Origin of the sequence: Listeria ivanovii subsp. ivanovii (assembly GCF_900187025.1) — a bacterium.
GTDB classification, from domain to species: domain Bacteria; phylum Bacillota; class Bacilli; order Lactobacillales; family Listeriaceae; genus Listeria; species Listeria ivanovii.
In genome coordinates this window covers 1,894,585-1,914,476 of record NZ_LT906478.1, presented here as the reverse complement: position 1 = coordinate 1,914,476, position 19,892 = coordinate 1,894,585, and the positions used below count along the sequence as shown (strand labels likewise).

The window sequence follows — 19,892 nt, the reverse complement described above, 5'->3', positions numbered from 1 at the left end:
AAAAAGAATTTGAAAAGGTGGCGCTTATTAATGAAAAATTTGTTGTCAATGGAAGCCTTAACCGTCCATGAAATTGAGCATTTATTAGAGCAGGCGGCACAGTTTAAACGAGGTAAAAAAGCAACTTTAAATGAACAAGCATTTGCAGTTAACATGTTTTTTGAACCAAGTACGAGAACGCTCACTAGTTTTGAAGTAGCAGAGAAAAAGCTAGGTGTGGAGGTAGTTTCCTTTGATGCAGCAAGTTCTAGCATGACAAAAGGAGAAACATTATACGATACGCTTCTTACAATGCAAGCGGTTGGAGTAAATGTGGCAGTCATTAGGCACTCGGAAGAAAATTACTACGAAGGACTTGAAAAATTAGACATTGCCCTTGTGAATGGTGGAGATGGTTGCGGGGAACATCCTAGCCAGTCACTACTCGATTTATTCACGATAAAAGAACAGTTTGGAACTTTTCAAGGATTGAAAGTGGCGATTGCTGGAGATATTCGTCATAGTAGGGTCGCAAATTCTAATATGAAAGTGCTAAAACGACTTGGAGCAGAGCTTTATTTCTCCGGGCCAAAAGAATGGTTTGACGAAAGTTGCTTAGAGTTTGGGACTTACTTATCTGTAGATGAAATCGTCGAAAAAGTAGATGTGATGATGCTACTCCGGGTACAACATGAGCGCCATAGTGGAACCGAACAATTTACAAAAGAAGGATATCATTCGAAATTCGGCCTAACAATCGAACGAGCAGCAAAATTAAAACCAGATGCAATTATCATGCACCCAAGTCCAGTTAACCGCGATGTGGAAATTGCAGATAGTTTAGTGGAAAGCGAAAAATCACGCATTGTTACGCAAATGACAAATGGCGTTTTTATAAGAATGGCGATACTAGAATCAATTTTAAAAGAACAGGAAATGAGGGCGGAACTATGTACGTATTAAAAAATGGACAAGTACTAAATGAAGCAGGCGAACTGGAAAACAAAGATGTACTAATTCAAAATGGCAAAGTGAACTTAATCGCAGACTCGATTGATATGACAAGTGGTGAAGTTTTCGATGCAACGGATAAAGTTATTGCACCAGGTTTTATTGATGTGCATGTACATCTTCGTGAGCCAGGCGGAGAACATAAAGAAACCATTTTGACCGGAACAAAAGCAGCCGCACGTGGCGGATATACAACCATTTGCTCCATGCCAAATACGAAACCAGTTCCAGATTCAAAAGCGAGGATGGAAAGTTTACAGGCGAAAATTCACGAAACAGCGCAAGTTCGCGTTTTACCATATGCATCCATTACGACTAGTCTTGGAACAGACGAACTAGTCGACATGGAAGCTTTAAAAGAAGCAGGCGCATTTGCCTTTACCGATGATGGGGTTGGTGTGCAATTAGCAGGTACTATGTATGAAGCAATGAAACGGGCCGCAAAATTGGATATGGCGATAGTGGCACACTGTGAAGACAATTCGCTTATCTACGGTGGCGTTGTCCATGATGGCATTTTTGCTGAAAAAGCAGGATTAAAAGGAATTCCTAATATTGCGGAGTCGGTTCAAATTGCTCGCGATGTTTTGCTGGCTGAAGCGGCTGGTTGTCATTATCACGTCTGCCATATTTCGACTAAGGAATCTGTGCGCGTCGTACGAGATGCCAAACAAGCTGGAATCCGAGTAACAGCAGAAGTTTCGCCACATCACTTGATTCTTGACGAGGAAGATATTCCTGGAAATGACGGGAATTGGAAAATGAATCCGCCGCTAAGAAGTAAAGAAGATCGCGCGGCACTACTAGAAGGTTTACTAGACGGCACGATTGATTTTATCGCAACCGACCATGCACCACATGCTGCTGGAGAAAAGAATGTAGCAATGGAAAAAGCGGCATTTGGTATCGTTGGCTTAGAAACAGCTTTCCCATTACTATATACACATTTTGTCAAAACAAACGAATGGACGTTAAAACAACTGATTGACTGGATGACTGTAAAACCAGCAACGTGCTTTAATCTTCCATACGGCAAACTAGAAGAAGGCAGTGTAGCAGACATCGTAGTTCTTGATTTAGCAAAAGAAAGCAAAATCGACCCAGCAACTTTTTATTCAAAAGGTAAGAATACCCCATTTGTCGGAGAAGCATGTATCGGCTGGCCGGTAGCGACTTTTGCAGAAGGGACACTTGTTTACTCAGAGGGGGAAATAAAATGACAAAGCGAATTTTGATGCTAGAAGATGGTAATTACTTCATCGGTGAGGCGATTGGTAGTGAAAAAGAAACAATTGGTGAAGTCGTCTTTAATACGGGAATGACAGGCTATCAAGAGACAATTACAGACCCTTCTTATTACGGTCAAATTATTACTTTTACTTATCCATTAGTTGGGAATTACGGCGTGAACCGAGACGATTTTGAGTCAATTAATCCGGCAGTCAAAGGGGTTGTAGTAAGGGAAGCCGCTGAATATCCTTCCAACTGGCGCAATCAACTTACTTTAAGCCAATTTTTGAAAGAAAAAGGAATTCCGGGAATTGCGGGAATTGATACTCGGAAGTTAACCAAATTGATTCGTAAAGAAGGCACGTTAAAAGGAATTTTGGCAGCAGAAACCGCGAATAAAGAAGAATTGCTACATCATTTACGTTCTGTTCGTTTGCCAGTTGATCAAGTACATGAAGTATCCTCGGCTAAAGCATTTGCAAGTCCAGGAGACGGGAAACGAGTAGTGCTAGTAGATTATGGTGTGAAAAGTTCGATTTTACGAGAATTGAATAAACGGAATTGCTATGTGACGGTGGTTCCTTATAATACAACGGCAGAAGAAATTTTGGCGATGCACCCTGATGGTGTGATGCTTTCAAATGGACCGGGAGACCCGAAAGATGTTCCAGAAGCGCTCGAAATGATTCGCGGTATTCAAGGGAAATTACCACTATTTGGGATTTGCTTAGGACACCAATTATTCGCTCTTGCAAATGGAGCTGATACTTTCAAACTGAAATTCGGCCATCGCGGAGCAAATCATCCAGTGAAAGAACTCGCAACAGGACGGGTCGACTTCACCGCGCAAAATCATGGTTATGCAGTGGATAAAGATTCACTTGTTAATACAGATTTAAAAGTAACGCACATTGAATTAAATGATGAAACAGTAGAAGGACTTGCACATAAGGAATATCAAGCTTATACCGTCCAATATCACCCAGAAGCAAACCCCGGACCAAGCGATGTAAACTATCTTTTTGATGAGTTTATGGAAATGATGAATGTGAAAGAGGAGGGTGAATTACATGCCTAAACGTGATGATATAAAAACAATTCTTGTCATCGGCTCTGGTCCGATTGTGATTGGTCAAGCCGCAGAATTTGATTACGCTGGAACACAAGCTTGCCTTAGTTTAAGAGAAGAAGGATACCGAGTGGTGTTAGTTAACTCCAACCCAGCAACGATTATGACAGACGCAGAAATGGCTGATAAAGTATACATCGAGCCAATTACACTTGATTTTGTATCTCGCATTATTCGTAAAGAACGTCCAGATGCAATTTTACCAACTCTTGGCGGCCAAACCGGATTAAATATGGCGATGGAACTTTCCGCAGCAGGGATCTTGGATGAATGTAATGTGGAAGTGCTTGGAACGGATTTAACGGCGATTAAAAAAGCAGAAGATCGAGAAGCTTTTCGTGACTTGATGAATGAACTTGGGGAGCCAGTTCCTGATAGTGATATTATTCATAATTTAGACGAAGCATATGCCTTTGTAGAACGAATTGGTTATCCAGTAATCGTGCGTCCAGCCTATACTCTTGGCGGGTCAGGCGGCGGAATTTGCCATAATGAAAAAGACCTAATTGAAACGGTAACGAGCGGTTTAAAACTAAGTCCAGTGACACAATGTCTACTTGAAAAAAGTATCGCAGGGTTTAAAGAAGTAGAATATGAAGTGATGCGCGATGCAAACGATAATGCCATGGTTGTTTGTAACATGGAAAATATTGACCCTGTTGGAATACATACGGGAGATTCGATTGTTGTTGCACCAAGTCAAACGCTATCAGACCGCGAATACCAACTGCTTCGTGATGTATCATTAAAAATCATTCGCGCACTGGAAATTGAAGGTGGTTGTAACGTTCAATTAGCGCTAGATCCAAATAGCTATAACTACTACGTTATCGAAGTAAACCCACGTGTGAGCCGATCTTCTGCGCTAGCATCGAAAGCAACCGGGTATCCAATCGCCAAATTAGCAGCTAAAATCGCTGTTGGACTTACACTTGATGAAGTAAGAAATCCAGTAACAGGAACAACTTTTGCTCACTTTGAACCAGCACTTGACTATGTCGTTGCGAAAATCCCACGGTTTGCTTTTGATAAGTTCGAACAAGCAGATCGACGTCTAGGAACACAAATGAAAGCAACTGGTGAAGTCATGGCGATTGGTCGTTCATGGGAAGAAGCACTTTTAAAAGCTGTTCGTTCACTCGAAATCGGCGCGGATCATTTGTTACTTGAAGAAGCTGAAAATGCAGATGCGGAAACATTAGAACGCAAAATTTGTTTCCCAGAAGATGATCGTCTATTCTTTTTAGCAGCAGCACTGCGTCGTGGTCAAACAATCGAACAACTCCACGGAAAAACTAAAATTGATTTATTCTTCTTATATAAATTAAGTAAAACAATTGAATTAGAAACACGTGTAAAAGAAAATCCAAACAATCCGGAAGTGCTTGCAGAAGCCAAACGAGCAGGTTTTTCTGACTCTTTCCTGGCAACTTGTTGGAAAACGTCCGAGCAAGAAATATACGATTTACGAAAAGCGCAAAATCTTTTTCCAGTATACAAAATGGTAGATACTTGTGCAGCTGAATTTGAATCAACTACGCCATATTTCTACAGTACTTATGAAGAGGAAAATGAGTCTACTCGCTCGGGAAAAGAGAGCGTGATTGTACTTGGTTCTGGACCGATTCGGATTGGGCAAGGCGTCGAATTCGACTATGCGACAGTACACTCTGTATGGGCAATTCAGCAAGCCGGATACGAAGCAATTATTATCAATAATAATCCAGAAACTGTATCGACGGACTTTAGTATATCGGATAAGCTTTACTTCGAACCACTGACACTAGAAGATGTGATGCATGTCATTGAAATCGAGCAACCACTAGGCGTTGTCGTCCAATTTGGTGGTCAAACTGCAATCAACTTAGCAGATGGTTTATCAAAACGTGGCGTGAAAATTCTGGGAACAAGCTTAGAAGACACTGATCGTGCGGAAAACCGTGATGCCTTTGAAAAAGCGTTAGAAATCTTACAAATCCCTCAACCAGCTGGGAAAACAGCCACGTCGGTTGAAGAAGCAATTAAAGTAGCAACGAGCATAGGCTATCCTGTTCTAGTTCGCCCATCTTACGTACTTGGTGGTCGAGCAATGGAAATCGTGGAATCAGAAGAAGCATTAAAACATTATATGACAAATGCGGTAAAAGTAAATCCAAAACACCCCGTTTTAGTTGATCGTTATGTGAGTGGACAAGAAGTAGAAGTGGATGCAATTAGTGACGGCGCAAATGTTCTTATACCAGGAATTATGGAACATATCGAACGTGCCGGAGTCCATTCCGGTGACTCAATCGCTGTTTACCCAGCACAAAGATTAAGCGAAAACGTAAAAAATATCATTGTTGATTATACGACAAGACTTGCAACCGGACTAAATATTATCGGCATGCTGAATATCCAATATGTCGTGGACGGTGAAGAAGTTTTCGTCATCGAAGTAAACCCACGTTCAAGCCGGACAGCGCCATTTTTAAGTAAAATTACGGAAATTCCGATGGCCAATGTAGCGACCAAAGTCATCCTTGGCGAAAAATTAGTGGATCTTGGCTATACTCCAGGACTTGCACCGGAAAAACAAGAAATTTTTGTCAAAGTACCGGTATTCTCATTCGCGAAATTGCGTAGTGTAGATACCTCGCTTGGGCCTGAAATGAAGTCAACTGGGGAAGTCATGGGGAAAGATATCACGCTTGAAAAAGCACTGTATAAAGGTTTTGTCGCAAGCGGGACAACGATGCATGACTACGGAACAGTACTCCTAACTGTGGCTGACCGCGACAAACAAGAAGCAGTGGAACTAGCAAAACGATTTAACCGAATTGGCTTCACAATCATGGCAACAAAAGGAACAGCCAGCACATTAGAACAAGCGGAAATTCCAGTATCACAAGTGAAAAAAATTGGTGAAAATCAAGAAACGCTTATCGACTATATCCGAAATGGCCAAGTAACGCTCGTTGTTAATACACTAACAACAGGTAAACGCCCAGAACGCGATGGTTTCCAAATTCGCCGCGAATCAGTCGAAAATGGCATCCCAGTTTGTACATCACTTGATACCGCAGAAGCAATTTTGCGAGTGTTAGAATCACGCTCCTTTGAACTAGAAGCAATGAATACAAGTATCGTAAAACAACCGAAAGCACGAGTTTAATATAGAAGAAACGGGGTGGAACCGTGTTACAGACGGAAATGAAAGTCATTCAGCAAACCGAAATTGCAGATAAAGTATACGAATTAATTTTAACAGGGGAATGTGTGGCGGATATGTCACCGGGACAGTTTTTGATGCTTAAGCCAAGTCGCTATGATTTGCTTATGAGGCGACCAATCAGCATTTGTTCCTATGATAAAGCTACCGGAACTTGCATTTTACTATACCGCGTAGAAGGAGACGGGACCAAGGATTTCAGCCAGTTAGCAGCAGGAGATTCTGTCGATGTACTTGGACCACTTGGAAAGGGCTTTGATATAAGCGCCTCTCCAACTGCGAAAACAGCCCTTTTAATCGGGGGGGGTATCGGGGTTCCACCAATGTACCAACTTGGAAAAGAATTAGCTGAAAAAGGCATAAAAGTTACGTTTGTAAACGGGTTCCAATCTGCGAAAGATAGTTTTTACGAAACCGAAATGGCCAAATATGGCAAAGTGCATATTGCGACAGTAGACGGAACAGCTGGTACACAAGGATTTGTCACAGATATCACGAAAAATTTCACCGAAGAACCAGATGTGATTTACAGTTGCGGACCAAAAGCTATGCTCCAAGCTGTGAAGATGAGTTTTCCAGAAACGAAAACCTACCTTTCTTTAGAAGAACGAATGGCTTGTGGAATTGGGGCTTGTTATGCCTGCGTTTGTCCAAAGTCAAAAGATCCTGAAGGGCAATTTAAAGTATGCGAAGATGGTCCAGTATTTCGCGCAGATGAGGTGACATTATGAACCCGCTAGCAGTAGAAATTCCCGGTTTATCACTCAAAAATCCAATTATGCCTGCATCTGGCTGTTTTGGCTTCGGACAAGAATATAGCAAATACTATGATTTAAACGAACTAGGCGCTATCATGGCAAAAGCAGTCACACCAGAACCGAGACGCGGCAACCCAACCCCAAGAGTAGCTGAAACCGCGAGTGGAATGCTCAATGCGATTGGCTTGCAAAATCCAGGATTAGAACATGTTTTAGCACATGAACTACCATTTTTGGAACAATTTGACACACCGATTATTGCAAATGTAGCAGGGGCAACGGAAGAAGATTACGTTAAAGTCTGTGCCCGAATTGGTGAATCAAAAGCGGTTAAAGCGATTGAGTTAAATATTTCTTGTCCGAATGTTAAACACGGCGGAATTGCTTTCGGGACTGACCCAGAAGTAGCCCATCGTTTGACAAAAGCAGTCAAGGAGGTTGCTAGTGTTCCAGTATATGTTAAATTATCGCCAAATGTTGCGGATATTGTTTCTATCGCTCAAGCAATCGAATCAGCTGGTGCAGATGGGCTGACGATGATTAACACGTTACTTGGTATGCGAATAGATTTAAAGACACGAAAACCAATCATTGCGAATGGAACTGGGGGACTTTCTGGACCAGCCATAAAACCAGTGGCCATTCGGATGATTCACCAAGTACGAGCAGTAAGTAACATCCCGATTATCGGCATGGGCGGCATACAAACAGTAGATGATGTTTTAGAATTCCTTATTGCAGGCGCTGATGCTGTGGCAGTTGGAACGATGAATTTCACTGACCCATTTATCTGTCCAAAACTAATCGCCGAACTACCAAACCGCATGGATGAACTGAACATTTCTTCTTTACAACAACTCAAAAAGGAGCGAGAAAATCAATGAATAAACCAATTATCGCGCTAGATTTCCAAACATATCAAGAAGTAGAAACTTTTTTAGCTAAATTTTCCGGCGAGGCATTATCCGTAAAAGTGGGTATGGAACTTTTTTACAGCAATGGTCCGATGATTGTGGAGAAAATCAAACAGCAAAATCATGAAATTTTTCTTGATTTAAAACTCCACGATATTCCTAACACAGTCAAAAGCGCAATGACAGGCTTAGCAAAAATGGGTGTAGATATGGTAAATGTTCATGCAGCAGGTGGAAAAAAAATGATGGAATATGCACGTGAAGGTTTAGAAATTGGTGCTACGGGTGGTAAACGTCCGCTCCTTATTGCAGTGACACAACTAACAAGTACAAGTGAAACAGATATGCACGAGGAACAACTAGTGAAAGCGAGTTTGCTGGAATCAGTCATTCATTACAGTGATTTAACAAAACAAGCTGGGTTAGACGGCGTAGTTTGCTCCGCCCTAGAAGCAGAAGAAATCAAACTACGAAATGGCGCTGATTTTCTACGCGTAACACCGGGCATTCGCTTAGCAAGTGATGCAGCAGATGACCAAATTCGCGTTGTAACACCGGAGAAAGCGCGTTTAATTGGATCATCTCATATTGTTGTTGGTAGGTCGATTACTCGAGCAGAAGATTCAGTAGCAGCTTATAGTCAAGTATTAAAGGAGTGGAACGCATGAGCACAGAAAAACAAGTAGCAGAGCAATTATTAGAAATTAAAGCCGTCTTTTTAAAACCAAATGATCCATTCACTTGGGCTTCCGGAATTAAATCACCTATCTATTGTGATAATCGCCTAACACTAGGCTTTCCAAAAGTTCGTCAGTTTATCGCGGCAGCACTTGCGGAGAAAATAAAAGAAAATTTTGGTGACGTTGATGTAATCGCCGGAACAGCAACAGCAGGAATCCCTCATGCTGCTTGGGTCAGTGATTTACTAGATTTACCCATGGTCTACGTTCGTTCCAAAGCGAAAGAACATGGCAAAGGCAATCAAATCGAAGGCCCTATTTCCAAAGGTCAAAAAGTAGTTGTAATGGAAGATTTGATTTCTACAGGCGGAAGTTCTCTAAAAGCGGTTGAAGCATTAGAAGAAGCCGGAGCAGAAGTACTCGGCATCGCAGCAATCTTTACATATGGATTAGATAAAGGGAAGAAATTACTGGCGGAAGCTGATACGAAGCTAGTTACGCTTACGAATTACGATGAGTTGATCGAAGTCGCACTTACTAACAATTATGTATCAAAAGAAGACATGCAAACATTAAAAGAGTGGAAACAAAACCCGAAAACTTGGGGTAAATAAGCAAAAAGGGAAACACGGTAATTGCCGTGTTTCCCTTTTTGCCATTAATAGACCTTGTAACTTTCACCAGTTTGAGCGCCAAATACACTTTTCTCAAAAGCGCGGGCAACACGTTCAGCTGGAACAGGGTTAAAACCTTGGAAAAATGGTTCCAGTCTATCCCAAGATTCTTCTAAAACATTAGGACTAACCGTATTAATCCGGAGTCCACGAGGCATTTCGATTGCTGCTGATTTCGCAAAAGCAGTAACCGCACCATTTGCCATTGCAGCAGAAGCGCCTTGGACAATGGGATCTTCCATCATAATTCCTGTTGTAAGCGTAAAGCTACCGTTATCATTTAACGAATTAATTCCAAGTAAAACAAGATTAATTTGACCACCCAATTTGCTACTTATCGTAACAGCATTTTTTTCTGGTGTTAATTCCGTTAATGGGGAAAAAGTGGCACTACCAGTTGCAGAAACAACCGCATCGACTTTGCCAACTTGCGTATACATTTTTTTAATACTATCCACACTCGTAATATCGACTGTTACATCGCCACTATGTCTTCCAGCAGTTATTACATCTGCTTTTTTCTCCAAACGTTCCTTCACCGCAGAACCAAGCGTACCAGAAGCACCAATTAATAAAATTTTCATTTGCTTATCATCCTTTCAAGTAAAAAGTAAAGTCAGTATAACATTTACCCTTAAAAAAGGAATAAAAACGGCTCCAACAAAGAACCGCTAATTTTTCAATGCTAAAATAAGCTTTTCATCTGGTGTGACAAAATAAGTCGTTTGGTTATCATAAATCACATAACCAGGTTTGGCGCCGTTTGGTTTTTTGACATGTTTGACTAGAGTTCCGTCAACTGGGACTGTAGCTGAGAGACGGGCTTTGGAATAGTAAGCCGCAATCATTGCAGCCTCGGTAATAGAAGTCTCATCTGGTGCATTCGACTGAATTACGACATGTGAGCCCGGTAAGTCTTTTACATGGAACCAAAGATCATTATTTCGCGCTAATTTATTCGTTAAATAGTCATTTTGCTTATTGTTTTTTCCAACTAGAATGGATAATCCAGTTGAAGAAGTATATTTCTCTGGAGCTGGTAAAGTTGCTTTTTTCCGACTGCCTTTTTTCTGTTTGTAGCGCAGATAGCCTTGTTCAGCTAGTTCTTGGCGGATTTCTTCTACATCTTGCGGACCAGACGTTTCTAGTTGCGATTCAACCGATTCTAAATAAGTGATTTCTTCTTTTGTTAGCGAAATCTGTTCTTTTACTACTTCGACAGCATTACGCAACTTCTGATAACGGCTAAAATAGCTTTGCGCGTTGGCAGACGGGGTTTTCCGAGTATCAAGCGGAATCGTCATTTTTTTCATATCATCATAAAAATTCTCGACTGTAATCTCTTTCATACCTCGCTCCATCAAATGAAGATTGGCAGTTAATAGCTCGCCCTGCACCCGGTAAACATCTGCTTTTTCAGTTTCGAGTAAAGTGTTCTCGAGTTTTTCGATTTTCAGTCTGCTTCGAGCAAGTTCATTCGATAAGAGTTTTTCCAAATCGTGCGCAAATTGGTGCACCCGGTCGCGTCTTGCTTTACCAATATAAAAATGGTCCAAAAGAGTGCTTAAACTCGCGAATTCCGTTTGTTCAGCATCAACATGGCGTAGTGGAAAGAAGTAGTAGTCCTCTTTATTCAAAACACGCCATTCATTGGGAACAGCCGCTTTACCTAAATGCTGATTCACAAGGGCGACTACTTCAAAAAAAGCAGCCACAAGCGAATCAGCCGTTAGATTACCAGCCCGAAAAACAATTTCCCGAGCGAGCAGTGGGCTAAAACCAGCAAAATTTTGGACGAGTTGTTTCTCGAGTTTGCCAGCTGGAAAATCAAGTCGCGTCAGTAGCTGTTCGGCAGTCACTTCGAACGGATTTAATTTGTCAGTTGCTGGCGGTAAAATATAAGTTGCTCCTGGTAAAAGCGTCCGGTAACTATTTTGTGCCGGAGAAACGTGTTTAATGCAGTCAACAATCACATTTTTTGCGCGGTCCACCAGTGTGATATTACTATGCCGTCCCATGATTTCAACAAACAAATCACAAAAACGATTTTCGCCAATATCATCTTTGCCACGAATACTAAATTGCAAAATCCGTTCATTCGGAAGTTGCGTAATGGATTCAATAAATGCACCTTCAAGATATTTTCTAAGTAACATACAAAACATCGGTGGTTGCGAAGGGTTTTCTGGAATATCGTCGGTCCACTGAATTCTTGCATAGCTAGGATGCGAAGAAATGAGTAGCCGTTTATTTTCACGATTTTTTCGGATATATAAAACAAGTTCATGCGAAAACGGTTGGTGGATTTTCATAATTCGGCCACTTTCACCGTGTTCTGCAAGTTCTTCTGTCATTGATTTTAAAAACATCGCATCAAACGCCATTAGTCATTCATTCCTTTATGAGTTAGTTACTTTCTATTTTAACATACATTCCGAAAATGTATTGTATGCAGGAGGTAGCTTTGGTATAATAAGAAGTCAGAACAAATTTCAAGTAAACTTAGAGGGAACTTTAAGCAATGAAAGGTGTCTTGCCAAATGGTGAAAAGCATGACGGGATTTGGACGTGCAACGAAAGAGTTTGAAGCGTTCAAAGTAACCATTGAATTAAAAGCAGTCAACCATCGCTATTCCGAAGTTGTTTTTCGGATGCCAAAACAACTCGCCTATTTAGAAGGAAAGTTAAAAAAGACCATTAATAAGCAAATAAAACGTGGTCGGATTGAATGTTTCTTTTCCATTACTGGAGAGCAACTTGCCAAGCGCGAATTACATATTGATTGGGACCTGGCAGATAGCTATTACCGTTTTATCAAACAAGCAAGCGCTAGATATGAATTAGCTGAACTACCAAAAATGAGCGATTTACTTCAAGAACAAGAATATCTTTCTATCGAGGAAGAGGTAGACGCGAGCAGTGAACTAGAACGATTAGTTATCGAAACACTTACTCGAGCAACTGAGCGACTCGATGAAATGAGAAGTATGGAAGGCGCAGAGTTGTTACTTTATTTTAAACAACATCTCGCTACGCTTGAAAAAAGTTTAGCCATCATTCAAGCAGAAATTCCTGTTTCAGAAAAATACTACCAAGAAAAAATAGAAAACCGGCTCCAAAACATAGTCGGTGAAAACTTTGATCAAAGCATCGTTCTAACTGAAGTAGCACTTTTATTAGAAAAAGCAGACATCAATGAAGAAGTAGAACGCACAAAGAGCCATTTGAAGCAATTTTATGGTATCATTTTACTGGAAGAGCCCATTGGCCGGAAATTAGATTTTCTTATCCAAGAAATGAATCGTGAAGTTAATACCATTGGATCAAAAGCAAATTCGCTTCGAATCACCGAACAAGTCGTGGAAATGAAAACGACGCTAGAAAAAATTCGCGAACAAGTGCAAAATGTCGAATGATGTCGAGGAGGGGAAATGATGACAGAAAGAGGACTATTAATCGTACTATCAGGTCCATCAGGTGTGGGAAAAGGAACTGTCCGGGAAGCGGTTTTTAAAGACCCGGAAACAAGTTTTGACTACTCTATCTCGATGACAACACGTCTTCCTCGTGAAGGCGAACAAGACGGTGTTGATTATTATTTTCGTTCGCGCGAAGTTTTTGAACAAGCTATTTCTGACGGAAAAATGTTAGAATATGCAGAGTATGTCGGAAATTATTACGGCACTCCGCTTGAATATGTCGAGGAAAAACTACAAGCAGGTACTGATATTTTTCTCGAAATTGAAGTGCAAGGAGCAATGCAAGTTCGAAAAGCAATGCCAGAAGGGATTTTTATTTTCTTAACTCCGCCAGATTTATCCGAACTTAAAAACCGGATTATCGGCCGCGGAACGGAATCAATGGATGTGGTGGAAGAACGAATGGAAACCGCAAAAAAAGAAATCGAAATGATGGCATCGTATGATTATGCTGTAGTAAACGATGTGGTAGACAAAGCTGTTCAAAAAATCAAAGGCATCGTCGAAACAGAACACTTAAAAACCGAGCGAGTAATTCATCGCTACAAAAAAATGTTGGAGGGATTACAATGATGTTATATCCATCAATTGATAATTTATTGTTAAAAATCGACTCAAAATACTCGCTAGTAACAGTTGCCGCTAAACGCGCACGCTACATGCAACTAGAAAATGATAAAGGTGTACTTCCGAGCTATGAGTCCGACAAATTTGTTGGGAAAGCACTTGAAGAAATTCACGCTGGTAAATTAGTTTTAAAAAATGACGATAAATAAGACTGATTGCTCCGCTTTATGGCGGGGCTTTTTTTCTTTAGAGGCGTTTTATTTAAGAAAGTAAGTAGAATCTAGCTTCTAGATAGTTTTGTCGCGCCTTGATTTAATGTATAATAAAGTGAACGATTTTTTTATATTAAAATGAGGTGACTTTGAATGCAAGGGAAAAATATCTTACTCGCAGTGTCTGGTGGCATTGCTGTTTATAAAGCAGTCGCACTTACAAGTAAATTAACACAAGCTGGTGCAAACGTAAAAGTCATGATGACAAAGCACGCACAAGAATTTGTACCACCGCTTTCTTTTCAAGTATTATCAAAAAATGATGTATATACCGATACCTTTGATGAAAAAAAATCAAGCGTCGTTGCTCATATTGATTTAGCAGACTGGGCAGATTTAGTCATTGTCGCACCAGCAACAGCAAATGTCATCGCAAAAATGGCGAACGGAATTGCTGATGATATGGTTACTACGACCATTCTTGCAACAGAAGCACCAGTTTGGGTTGCTCCAGCAATGAACGTCCATATGATTCAACATCCAGCCGTTATCCGAAATATTAACCGTCTTTATCAAGATGGTGTTCGTTTTATTGAACCAGAAGAAGGATACTTAGCATGCGGCTATGTTGGTCGCGGCCGTTTAGAAGAACCAGAAAAAATCGTTTTACGTATTGTTGAATTTTTTCAAGAAGACAAAAATTTACTGCACGGCGAAAACGTCTTAATTACAGCTGGGGCAACACAAGAAAAACTCGATCCAGTTCGTTACTTTACGAATCACTCCTCAGGTAAAATGGGCTTTGCAATCGCTGAAGTAGCTGCAAGACAAGGTGCAAACGTAACTTTAGTCACATCAAGTAAAGCACTACCAGTACCACCAAATGTTCAAGTGGAATACGTCGAGTCAGCGGAAGAAATGTATCTTGCTGTAAAGAAAAATCAAGCCAACCAGTCTGTTTTTGTTATGACTGCAGCTGTAGCTGATTACACACCAGCCAATTTTTCCGAACAAAAAATCAAGAAACAACCAGGTGCTTTGACGATTGAAATGAAACGAACCAAAGACATTTTACTGGATTTGGGTCAAAATAAAACCGCGAGTCAAGTAGTTATCGGTTTTGCTGCTGAAACAGAAAACCTGGAAGAAAATGCGCGAAAAAAATTAACTAGCAAAAATGCGGATTTGATTGTCGCCAATAATATTAGTCAAGTTGGTGCGGGATTCTCGGCAGACACCAACATTGTAACGTTTTACCGGAAAGATGGCTCAAGTGAAGTATTGCCATTACTTGATAAAAAGAAAGTTGCTGAACATATCATCCAAGAAGCCGCTAACCTTTTAAGGAAGTGAATTAATGACTAACATCGCAAAAGTTATTGTGGATGTTCCAGCTATGCAAGTGGACCGTCCATTTGATTATTTTATCCCAGAAGATTTAGAAGAGCTGATACGACCAGGAATGCGGGTTAGTGTTCCGTTTGGTAATCGCAAAATTCAAGGCTTCGTTATCGGGCTTGGTGAAACCGAAGAAAACCCTAAGCTAAAAGGCATTGATGGTGTTATGGATTTAGTTCCAGTGTTAAACGAAGAGCTAATGGAACTAGGAGACTGGTTAGCCGAAGATACACTTAGTTTTCGTGTCTCAGCATATCAAGCCATGCTACCAGCTGCATTACGAGCAAAGTACGAAAAATATTTTTTGCGATTAGATGAGGAAAATACGGAACTAGAGCAATTATTCGAAGGCTACGAAACACTTGATTGGAAAGTAGCAGAAGCCCGTAACTTATTAAAACCACTAGGTAAATGGGTGAGAGAAGGCAGCGTTGAAGTTGTTTATCAAGTAAAGAACAAAATCACGAGCAAAAAAGTACGTGTCATTAACTGTTTGAAAACACCGAATCAATTAGCCGAAATAATCGAAGACATGCCTAAAAATGCTAAAGCACAGTCCCGCTTGCTCGCTTTTTTTCAAATGTTTGAAGGTACAGAAATTACTGCTACTGATTTAAAAAAACAAGCGGAAACTTCTGAAGCAACAATCAAAAAGCTAGCGGAGCAAGGCATAATAACTATAAAAGAAAAAGTCGTTTCACGCGATCCTTACGAAAATCACCAATTTGAAAAAAGTGAGCCATTAACGCTTTTACCAGGTCAACAAACTGCTTGTGAAAAAATAATTGGCGCTAACAAGCAAGAGACCTTTTTAATTCATGGGGTTACTGGGAGCGGGAAAACCGAAATTTATTTGCAAACAATTGAAGCAAAACTAAAAGAAGGCAAAGAAGCTATTGTGTTAGTTCCAGAAATTTCTCTAACACCACAAATGGTAGAGCGTTTTAAAAGTCGTTTTGGAAGTGAAGTAGCTGTGCTTCATAGTGCTCTTTCTGCTGGAGAAAAATATGACGAATGGCGCAAAATTGAACGGAAAGAAGCCCGTGTAGTTGTTGGCGCTCGTTCGGCTGTATTCGCGCCATTTGAAAATTTAGGAATTATTATTATTGATGAGGAGCATGAAGCAAGCTATAAACAAGAAGATAATCCGCGCTATCATGCACGAGATGTAGCGATTTGGCGCGCAAATAAATATCAATGTCCCGTAGTTCTTGGAAGCGCCACACCTTCCCTAGAATCTTTTGCCAGAGCGAAAAAAGGCGTTTATACCCTCATTGAATTACCAAGTCGGGTAAATGCGCAAGCGATGCCAGAAGTAAATGTGGTTGATATGAGAGAAGAATTGCGAAAAGAAAATCGCACCGAGTTCTCTACTGAATTACTAGAAAAAATCAAGGACCGAATTGCCAAAAAAGAACAAACCGTACTAATGCTCAATCGGCGGGGGTATTCTTCATTTGTCATGTGTCGTGACTGTGGTTATGTCGTCGAATGCCCAAACTGCGACATTTCGCAAACGTACCACCAAGCAAGCAACAAAATGAAATGCCATTACTGTGGGCACGAAGAACCTGTTCCGCAAAAATGTCCAAGTTGCGAGGGCGAACATATTCGTTACTTTGGAACTGGAACACAAAAAGTAGAAGAAAGCCTGACCAAACTGATTCCAGAAGCACGGGTGATTCGAATGGATGTCGATACCACGCGGACAAAAGGTTCTCATGAAAAATTACTCCGGAGTTTTCGAAACCATGAAGCAGACATTTTACTTGGGACACAAATGATTGCGAAAGGATTAGACTTTCCAGATATTACTCTAGTGGGGGTACTGAATGCAGATACCATGCTTCATTTACCAGATTTTCGAGCTTCCGAGCGAACTTTCCAGTTACTGACCCAAGTAAGTGGAAGAGCAGGTAGACATGAGCGAACGGGAGAAGTCGTAGTCCAAAGTTACAATCCAGAACATTACAGCATTGAATTTGCTAAGAAGCATGATTTCATTGGGTTTTATCAGCACGAAATGCAACTCAGAAAAATGGGAGCTTATCCACCGTTTTATTATTTAACGATGATTAATGTGAGTGATGAGAACGAAATGAAAGCTATCCGTACAATCCAAGAAATGGCCACCTTTTTGCGCGAGAAGTTAGGTCCAGAAGCAGTTATTCTTGGTCCGGTTCCTAGTACGATTGCACGTATCAAAAATAAATATCGCTATCAATGCATTATTAAATATAAAATCGAACCAAACTTAAAAAAAGAATTAAAAACCTTAATAACTCATTACCAAAAAGACCAACAAAAAGGTTTAACGATTAATATTGATGTACAGCCTTATGTATTAATGTAAAAGGAGCAAACTAATGACAAAAATTATTTTTATGGGTACACCAGCATTCTCTGTTCCAATTTTAGAACAGTTAGCCGAAGCTTATGACGTCATTGCTGTAGTAACACAACCAGATCGACCAGTGGGACGAAAGCGCGTATTAACACCACCTCCTGTGAAAAAAACAGCGCTAGAACTTGGAATCCCAGTTTTTCAACCAGAAAAATTACGAACTTCAAGCGAACTAGAGGAATTAACCGCACTGCAAGCAGACTTACTTGTAACCGCTGCATACGGTCAGATTTTACCAAACGCGTTATTAGAATCACCAAGACATGGCTCGATTAATGTCCATGCCTCTCTACTACCAGAGTATCGCGGGGGTGCTCCAGTTCATTATGCATTACTGGATGGTAAAACGGAAACTGGTGTCACCATTATGTATATGGTGGAAAAACTAGATGCAGGTGATATGATTAGTCAACGTAAAATTTCGATTACGGACGAAGATAATACGGGGACTATGTTTGATAAATTAAGCCAATTAGGTGCAGAGTTGTTAATGGACACATTGCCAGATTTTTTAGCAGGAAACATTACCGCTACACCACAAGATCCAGATAAAGTCACATTTGCTAGGAACATTTCTAGAGAACAAGAAAAAATCGATTGGGCTCGTCCAGGGCGAGAAATTTTCAATCAAATTCGAGGGCTTTCTCCGTGGCCAGTGGCATATACGACGCTCGAAGGAAAACCGTTTAAAATATGGGAAGCCCTATACGAAACGACAAAAGCAGACGGAGAGGCGGGGGACATTTTAACGGATAAAACAATCCTGAAAATTATCACTGGGGATGGTACGCAAATTGTACCAACCGTAATCCAACCAGCAGGAAAACCGAAAATGGATGTTCATTCATACATGTCCGGAGCTGGCAGAAATTTAAGCAAGACGACAAGGTTTGGTGAATAAATGAAGAAACAAAAAACAGTCCGTGAGATTGCCTTAGAACTCATTATCAAAATTGAAAACAATCAATCATATAGCCACTTACTAATCAATGATGCGCTAAAAAAGCAAAAGCTAAATTCCCTAGATAAAGGACTTTTAACTGAATTAGTCTATGGAACAACACAGCGCAAGATTACCTTAGACTATTATTTAGCACCATTTTTAAATAAAGAGCCAGATAACTGGGTGAAAAATTTACTAAGAATGTCCGTCTATCAATTAACATTCCTCGACAAAGTCCCAGAACATGCGATTTTAAACGAGGCAGGCGATATTGCGAAAGATTTAGGTCATCAAGGTGTGACGAAATTTGTGAATGGCGTTTTAAGAAATGTGATTCGTAAAGGGGTACCAAGTATTGATTTAATTCAAGATCCAGTGGTAAAAATTGCTGTGGAAACAAGTCTTCCAGAGTGGCTAGCAAGACGTTGGGCAGAGCAATACGGAATAGAGCAACTTCGTGAAATTGGTATGGCTTTCCTAGTTGCCCCACATCAAAGCCTACGCGCTAATCAAACGGAGATTCGAATAGAACAATTAATGAAAGAACTAAACGATCAAGGCATTACGGTGAAACGAAATGAATTTATCGATGAAGCGTTACTTGTTGAAAAAGGTTCTGTTGCAGAAACGAAAGCATATAAAGATGGCAAATGTAGTATTCAAGATGAAAGCTCGATGCTTGCGGCTTATGCACTACAATTAGAAGATAACTTAACCGTACTTGATGCTTGTGCAGCGCCAGGTGGGAAAACGACCCATATTGCTGAAAAAATGCACGGCACTGGAATGGTTCATGCGCTGGATATCCATGAAAAGAAAACAAAATTGATTGATCAAGCAGCGAAACGTTTACAACTTTTAAATATTCGTACCGCGCATTTGGATGCTAGAACAGCAAGCACGATGTTCGAACCAGAAACTTTTGACCGGATTTTAGTCGATGCACCTTGCTCTGGCTTTGGTGTACTTCGCAGAAAACCAGATATTAAATATGTAAAAACCGAAAAAGATATCCACAAATTAGCAGAAATTCAATTGGCCATTTTAGATGATGTTAGCCAATTAGTAAAAGAAAATGGTATATTAGTCTATAGTACATGTACCATTGATAAGGAAGAAAACGAAACAGTCTTGCGTGCTTTCTTAGAAAAACATCCAGAATTCACGCTTGAACCAGTAGCTCTTCCTGAAAAATTGGCACATATCAAGAAGGACGATTTTGTACAACTTTTACCAACCGATATTGGAAGCGATGGTTTCTTTGTTTCCAGTCTAAGGAAAGTTAGTCCTGAAAAATAGTGAG

General features: G+C 40.5%; 16 protein-coding genes and 1 pseudogene. 15 read left to right on the top strand and 2 right to left on the bottom strand.

The annotated features are described in order from the left end of the window. The first annotated feature begins 30 nt into the window (after positions 1 to 30). The 8 genes and pseudogenes from CKV67_RS09445 to pyrE all read left to right on the top strand — a co-directional run bounded on the left by CKV67_RS09445 (position 31) and on the right by pyrE (position 9,526). Positions 31 to 942: an aspartate carbamoyltransferase catalytic subunit gene (locus CKV67_RS09445; RefSeq protein ID WP_014093181.1), complete on the top strand. Its 912-nt coding sequence runs from the start codon at positions 31 to 33 to the stop codon at positions 940 to 942. Beyond that, a complete protein-coding gene (locus CKV67_RS09440; RefSeq protein ID WP_014093180.1) occupies positions 930 to 2,210 on the top strand; it encodes a dihydroorotase in 1,281 nt (426 codons plus the stop codon). Before CKV67_RS09445 ends, CKV67_RS09440 begins: the two co-directional genes overlap by 13 nt. Continuing rightward, a complete protein-coding gene (locus CKV67_RS09435; protein ID WP_014093179.1) occupies positions 2,207 to 3,298 on the top strand; it encodes a carbamoyl phosphate synthase small subunit in 1,092 nt (363 codons plus the stop codon). The genes CKV67_RS09440 and CKV67_RS09435 overlap by 4 nt, the downstream gene beginning before the upstream one ends. Beyond that, positions 3,291 to 6,503 carry a carbamoyl-phosphate synthase large subunit gene (carB, locus tag CKV67_RS09430; protein WP_014093178.1) on the top strand — a complete coding sequence of 1,071 codons (3,213 nt, stop codon included), beginning with the start codon at positions 3,291 to 3,293 and terminating at the stop codon, positions 6,501 to 6,503. Before CKV67_RS09435 ends, carB begins: the two co-directional genes overlap by 8 nt. Before the next feature lie 20 nt (positions 6,504 to 6,523). Beyond that, positions 6,524 to 7,291: pseudogene (locus CKV67_RS09425) on the top strand (dihydroorotate dehydrogenase electron transfer subunit); the annotation flags it as partial. Beyond that, positions 7,288 to 8,202, top strand: a complete 915-nt coding sequence (locus CKV67_RS09420) for a dihydroorotate dehydrogenase (RefSeq protein ID WP_014093176.1) — start codon at positions 7,288 to 7,290, stop codon at positions 8,200 to 8,202. The pseudogene CKV67_RS09425 and the gene CKV67_RS09420, both read left to right, overlap by 4 nt. Beyond that, a complete protein-coding gene (gene pyrF / locus CKV67_RS09415) occupies positions 8,199 to 8,900 on the top strand; it encodes an orotidine-5'-phosphate decarboxylase (protein WP_014093175.1) in 702 nt (233 codons plus the stop codon). The genes CKV67_RS09420 and pyrF overlap by 4 nt, the downstream gene beginning before the upstream one ends. Continuing rightward, a complete protein-coding gene (gene pyrE / locus CKV67_RS09410) occupies positions 8,897 to 9,526 on the top strand; it encodes an orotate phosphoribosyltransferase (protein WP_014093174.1) in 630 nt (209 codons plus the stop codon). The genes pyrF and pyrE overlap by 4 nt, the downstream gene beginning before the upstream one ends. 44 nt (positions 9,527 to 9,570) lie before the next feature. Here the strand turns inward: pyrE and CKV67_RS09405 are convergent, their stop codons facing one another. Both CKV67_RS09405 and fbpA read right to left on the bottom strand, forming a co-directional pair. Continuing rightward, complete coding sequence (locus CKV67_RS09405) at positions 9,571 to 10,170, bottom strand: short chain dehydrogenase (protein ID WP_014093173.1); 600 nt, start codon at positions 10,168 to 10,170, stop codon at positions 9,571 to 9,573. A gap of 87 nt (positions 10,171 to 10,257) precedes the next feature. Beyond that, the gene (fbpA, locus tag CKV67_RS09400) at positions 10,258 to 11,970 is read right to left on the bottom strand and encodes an Rqc2 family fibronectin-binding protein FbpA (protein WP_014093172.1); all 1,713 of its coding nucleotides are present in this window, start codon (positions 11,968 to 11,970) and stop codon (positions 10,258 to 10,260) included. Positions 11,971 to 12,126: 156 nt separating this feature from the next. Here fbpA and CKV67_RS09395 point away from each other — a divergent pair, with 156 nt between their 5' ends. The 7 genes from CKV67_RS09395 to rsmB all read left to right on the top strand — a co-directional run bounded on the left by CKV67_RS09395 (position 12,127) and on the right by rsmB (position 19,888). Beyond that, positions 12,127 to 13,002: a YicC/YloC family endoribonuclease gene (locus CKV67_RS09395; protein ID WP_014093171.1), complete on the top strand. Its 876-nt coding sequence runs from the start codon at positions 12,127 to 12,129 to the stop codon at positions 13,000 to 13,002. An 18-nt stretch (positions 13,003 to 13,020) separates the two neighbouring features. Next, on the top strand, positions 13,021 to 13,638 hold the full coding sequence (gene gmk, locus CKV67_RS09390) for a guanylate kinase (protein ID WP_014093170.1): 618 nt from the start codon (positions 13,021 to 13,023) through the stop codon (positions 13,636 to 13,638). Further along, positions 13,638 to 13,841, top strand: a complete 204-nt coding sequence (gene rpoZ / locus CKV67_RS09385) for a DNA-directed RNA polymerase subunit omega (RefSeq protein ID WP_003720141.1) — start codon at positions 13,638 to 13,640, stop codon at positions 13,839 to 13,841. The genes gmk and rpoZ overlap by 1 nt, the downstream gene beginning before the upstream one ends. Before the next feature lie 156 nt (positions 13,842 to 13,997). Then, positions 13,998 to 15,197, top strand: coding sequence for a bifunctional phosphopantothenoylcysteine decarboxylase/phosphopantothenate--cysteine ligase CoaBC (coaBC, locus tag CKV67_RS09380; RefSeq protein WP_014093169.1), 1,200 nt, complete (start codon positions 13,998 to 14,000; stop codon positions 15,195 to 15,197). A gap of 4 nt (positions 15,198 to 15,201) precedes the next feature. Next, positions 15,202 to 17,595 carry a primosomal protein N' gene (gene priA, locus CKV67_RS09375; RefSeq protein ID WP_014093168.1) on the top strand — a complete coding sequence of 798 codons (2,394 nt, stop codon included), beginning with the start codon at positions 15,202 to 15,204 and terminating at the stop codon, positions 17,593 to 17,595. 13 nt (positions 17,596 to 17,608) lie between these two features. Then, entirely contained in the window at positions 17,609 to 18,547 is a 939-nt protein-coding gene (gene fmt / locus CKV67_RS09370) for a methionyl-tRNA formyltransferase (protein WP_014093167.1), read from the top strand. Further along, positions 18,548 to 19,888 carry a 16S rRNA (cytosine(967)-C(5))-methyltransferase RsmB gene (gene rsmB, locus CKV67_RS09365; protein WP_025280002.1) on the top strand — a complete coding sequence of 447 codons (1,341 nt, stop codon included), beginning with the start codon at positions 18,548 to 18,550 and terminating at the stop codon, positions 19,886 to 19,888. It begins immediately after the preceding gene. The last annotated feature ends 4 nt before the right edge of the window (positions 19,889 to 19,892 follow it).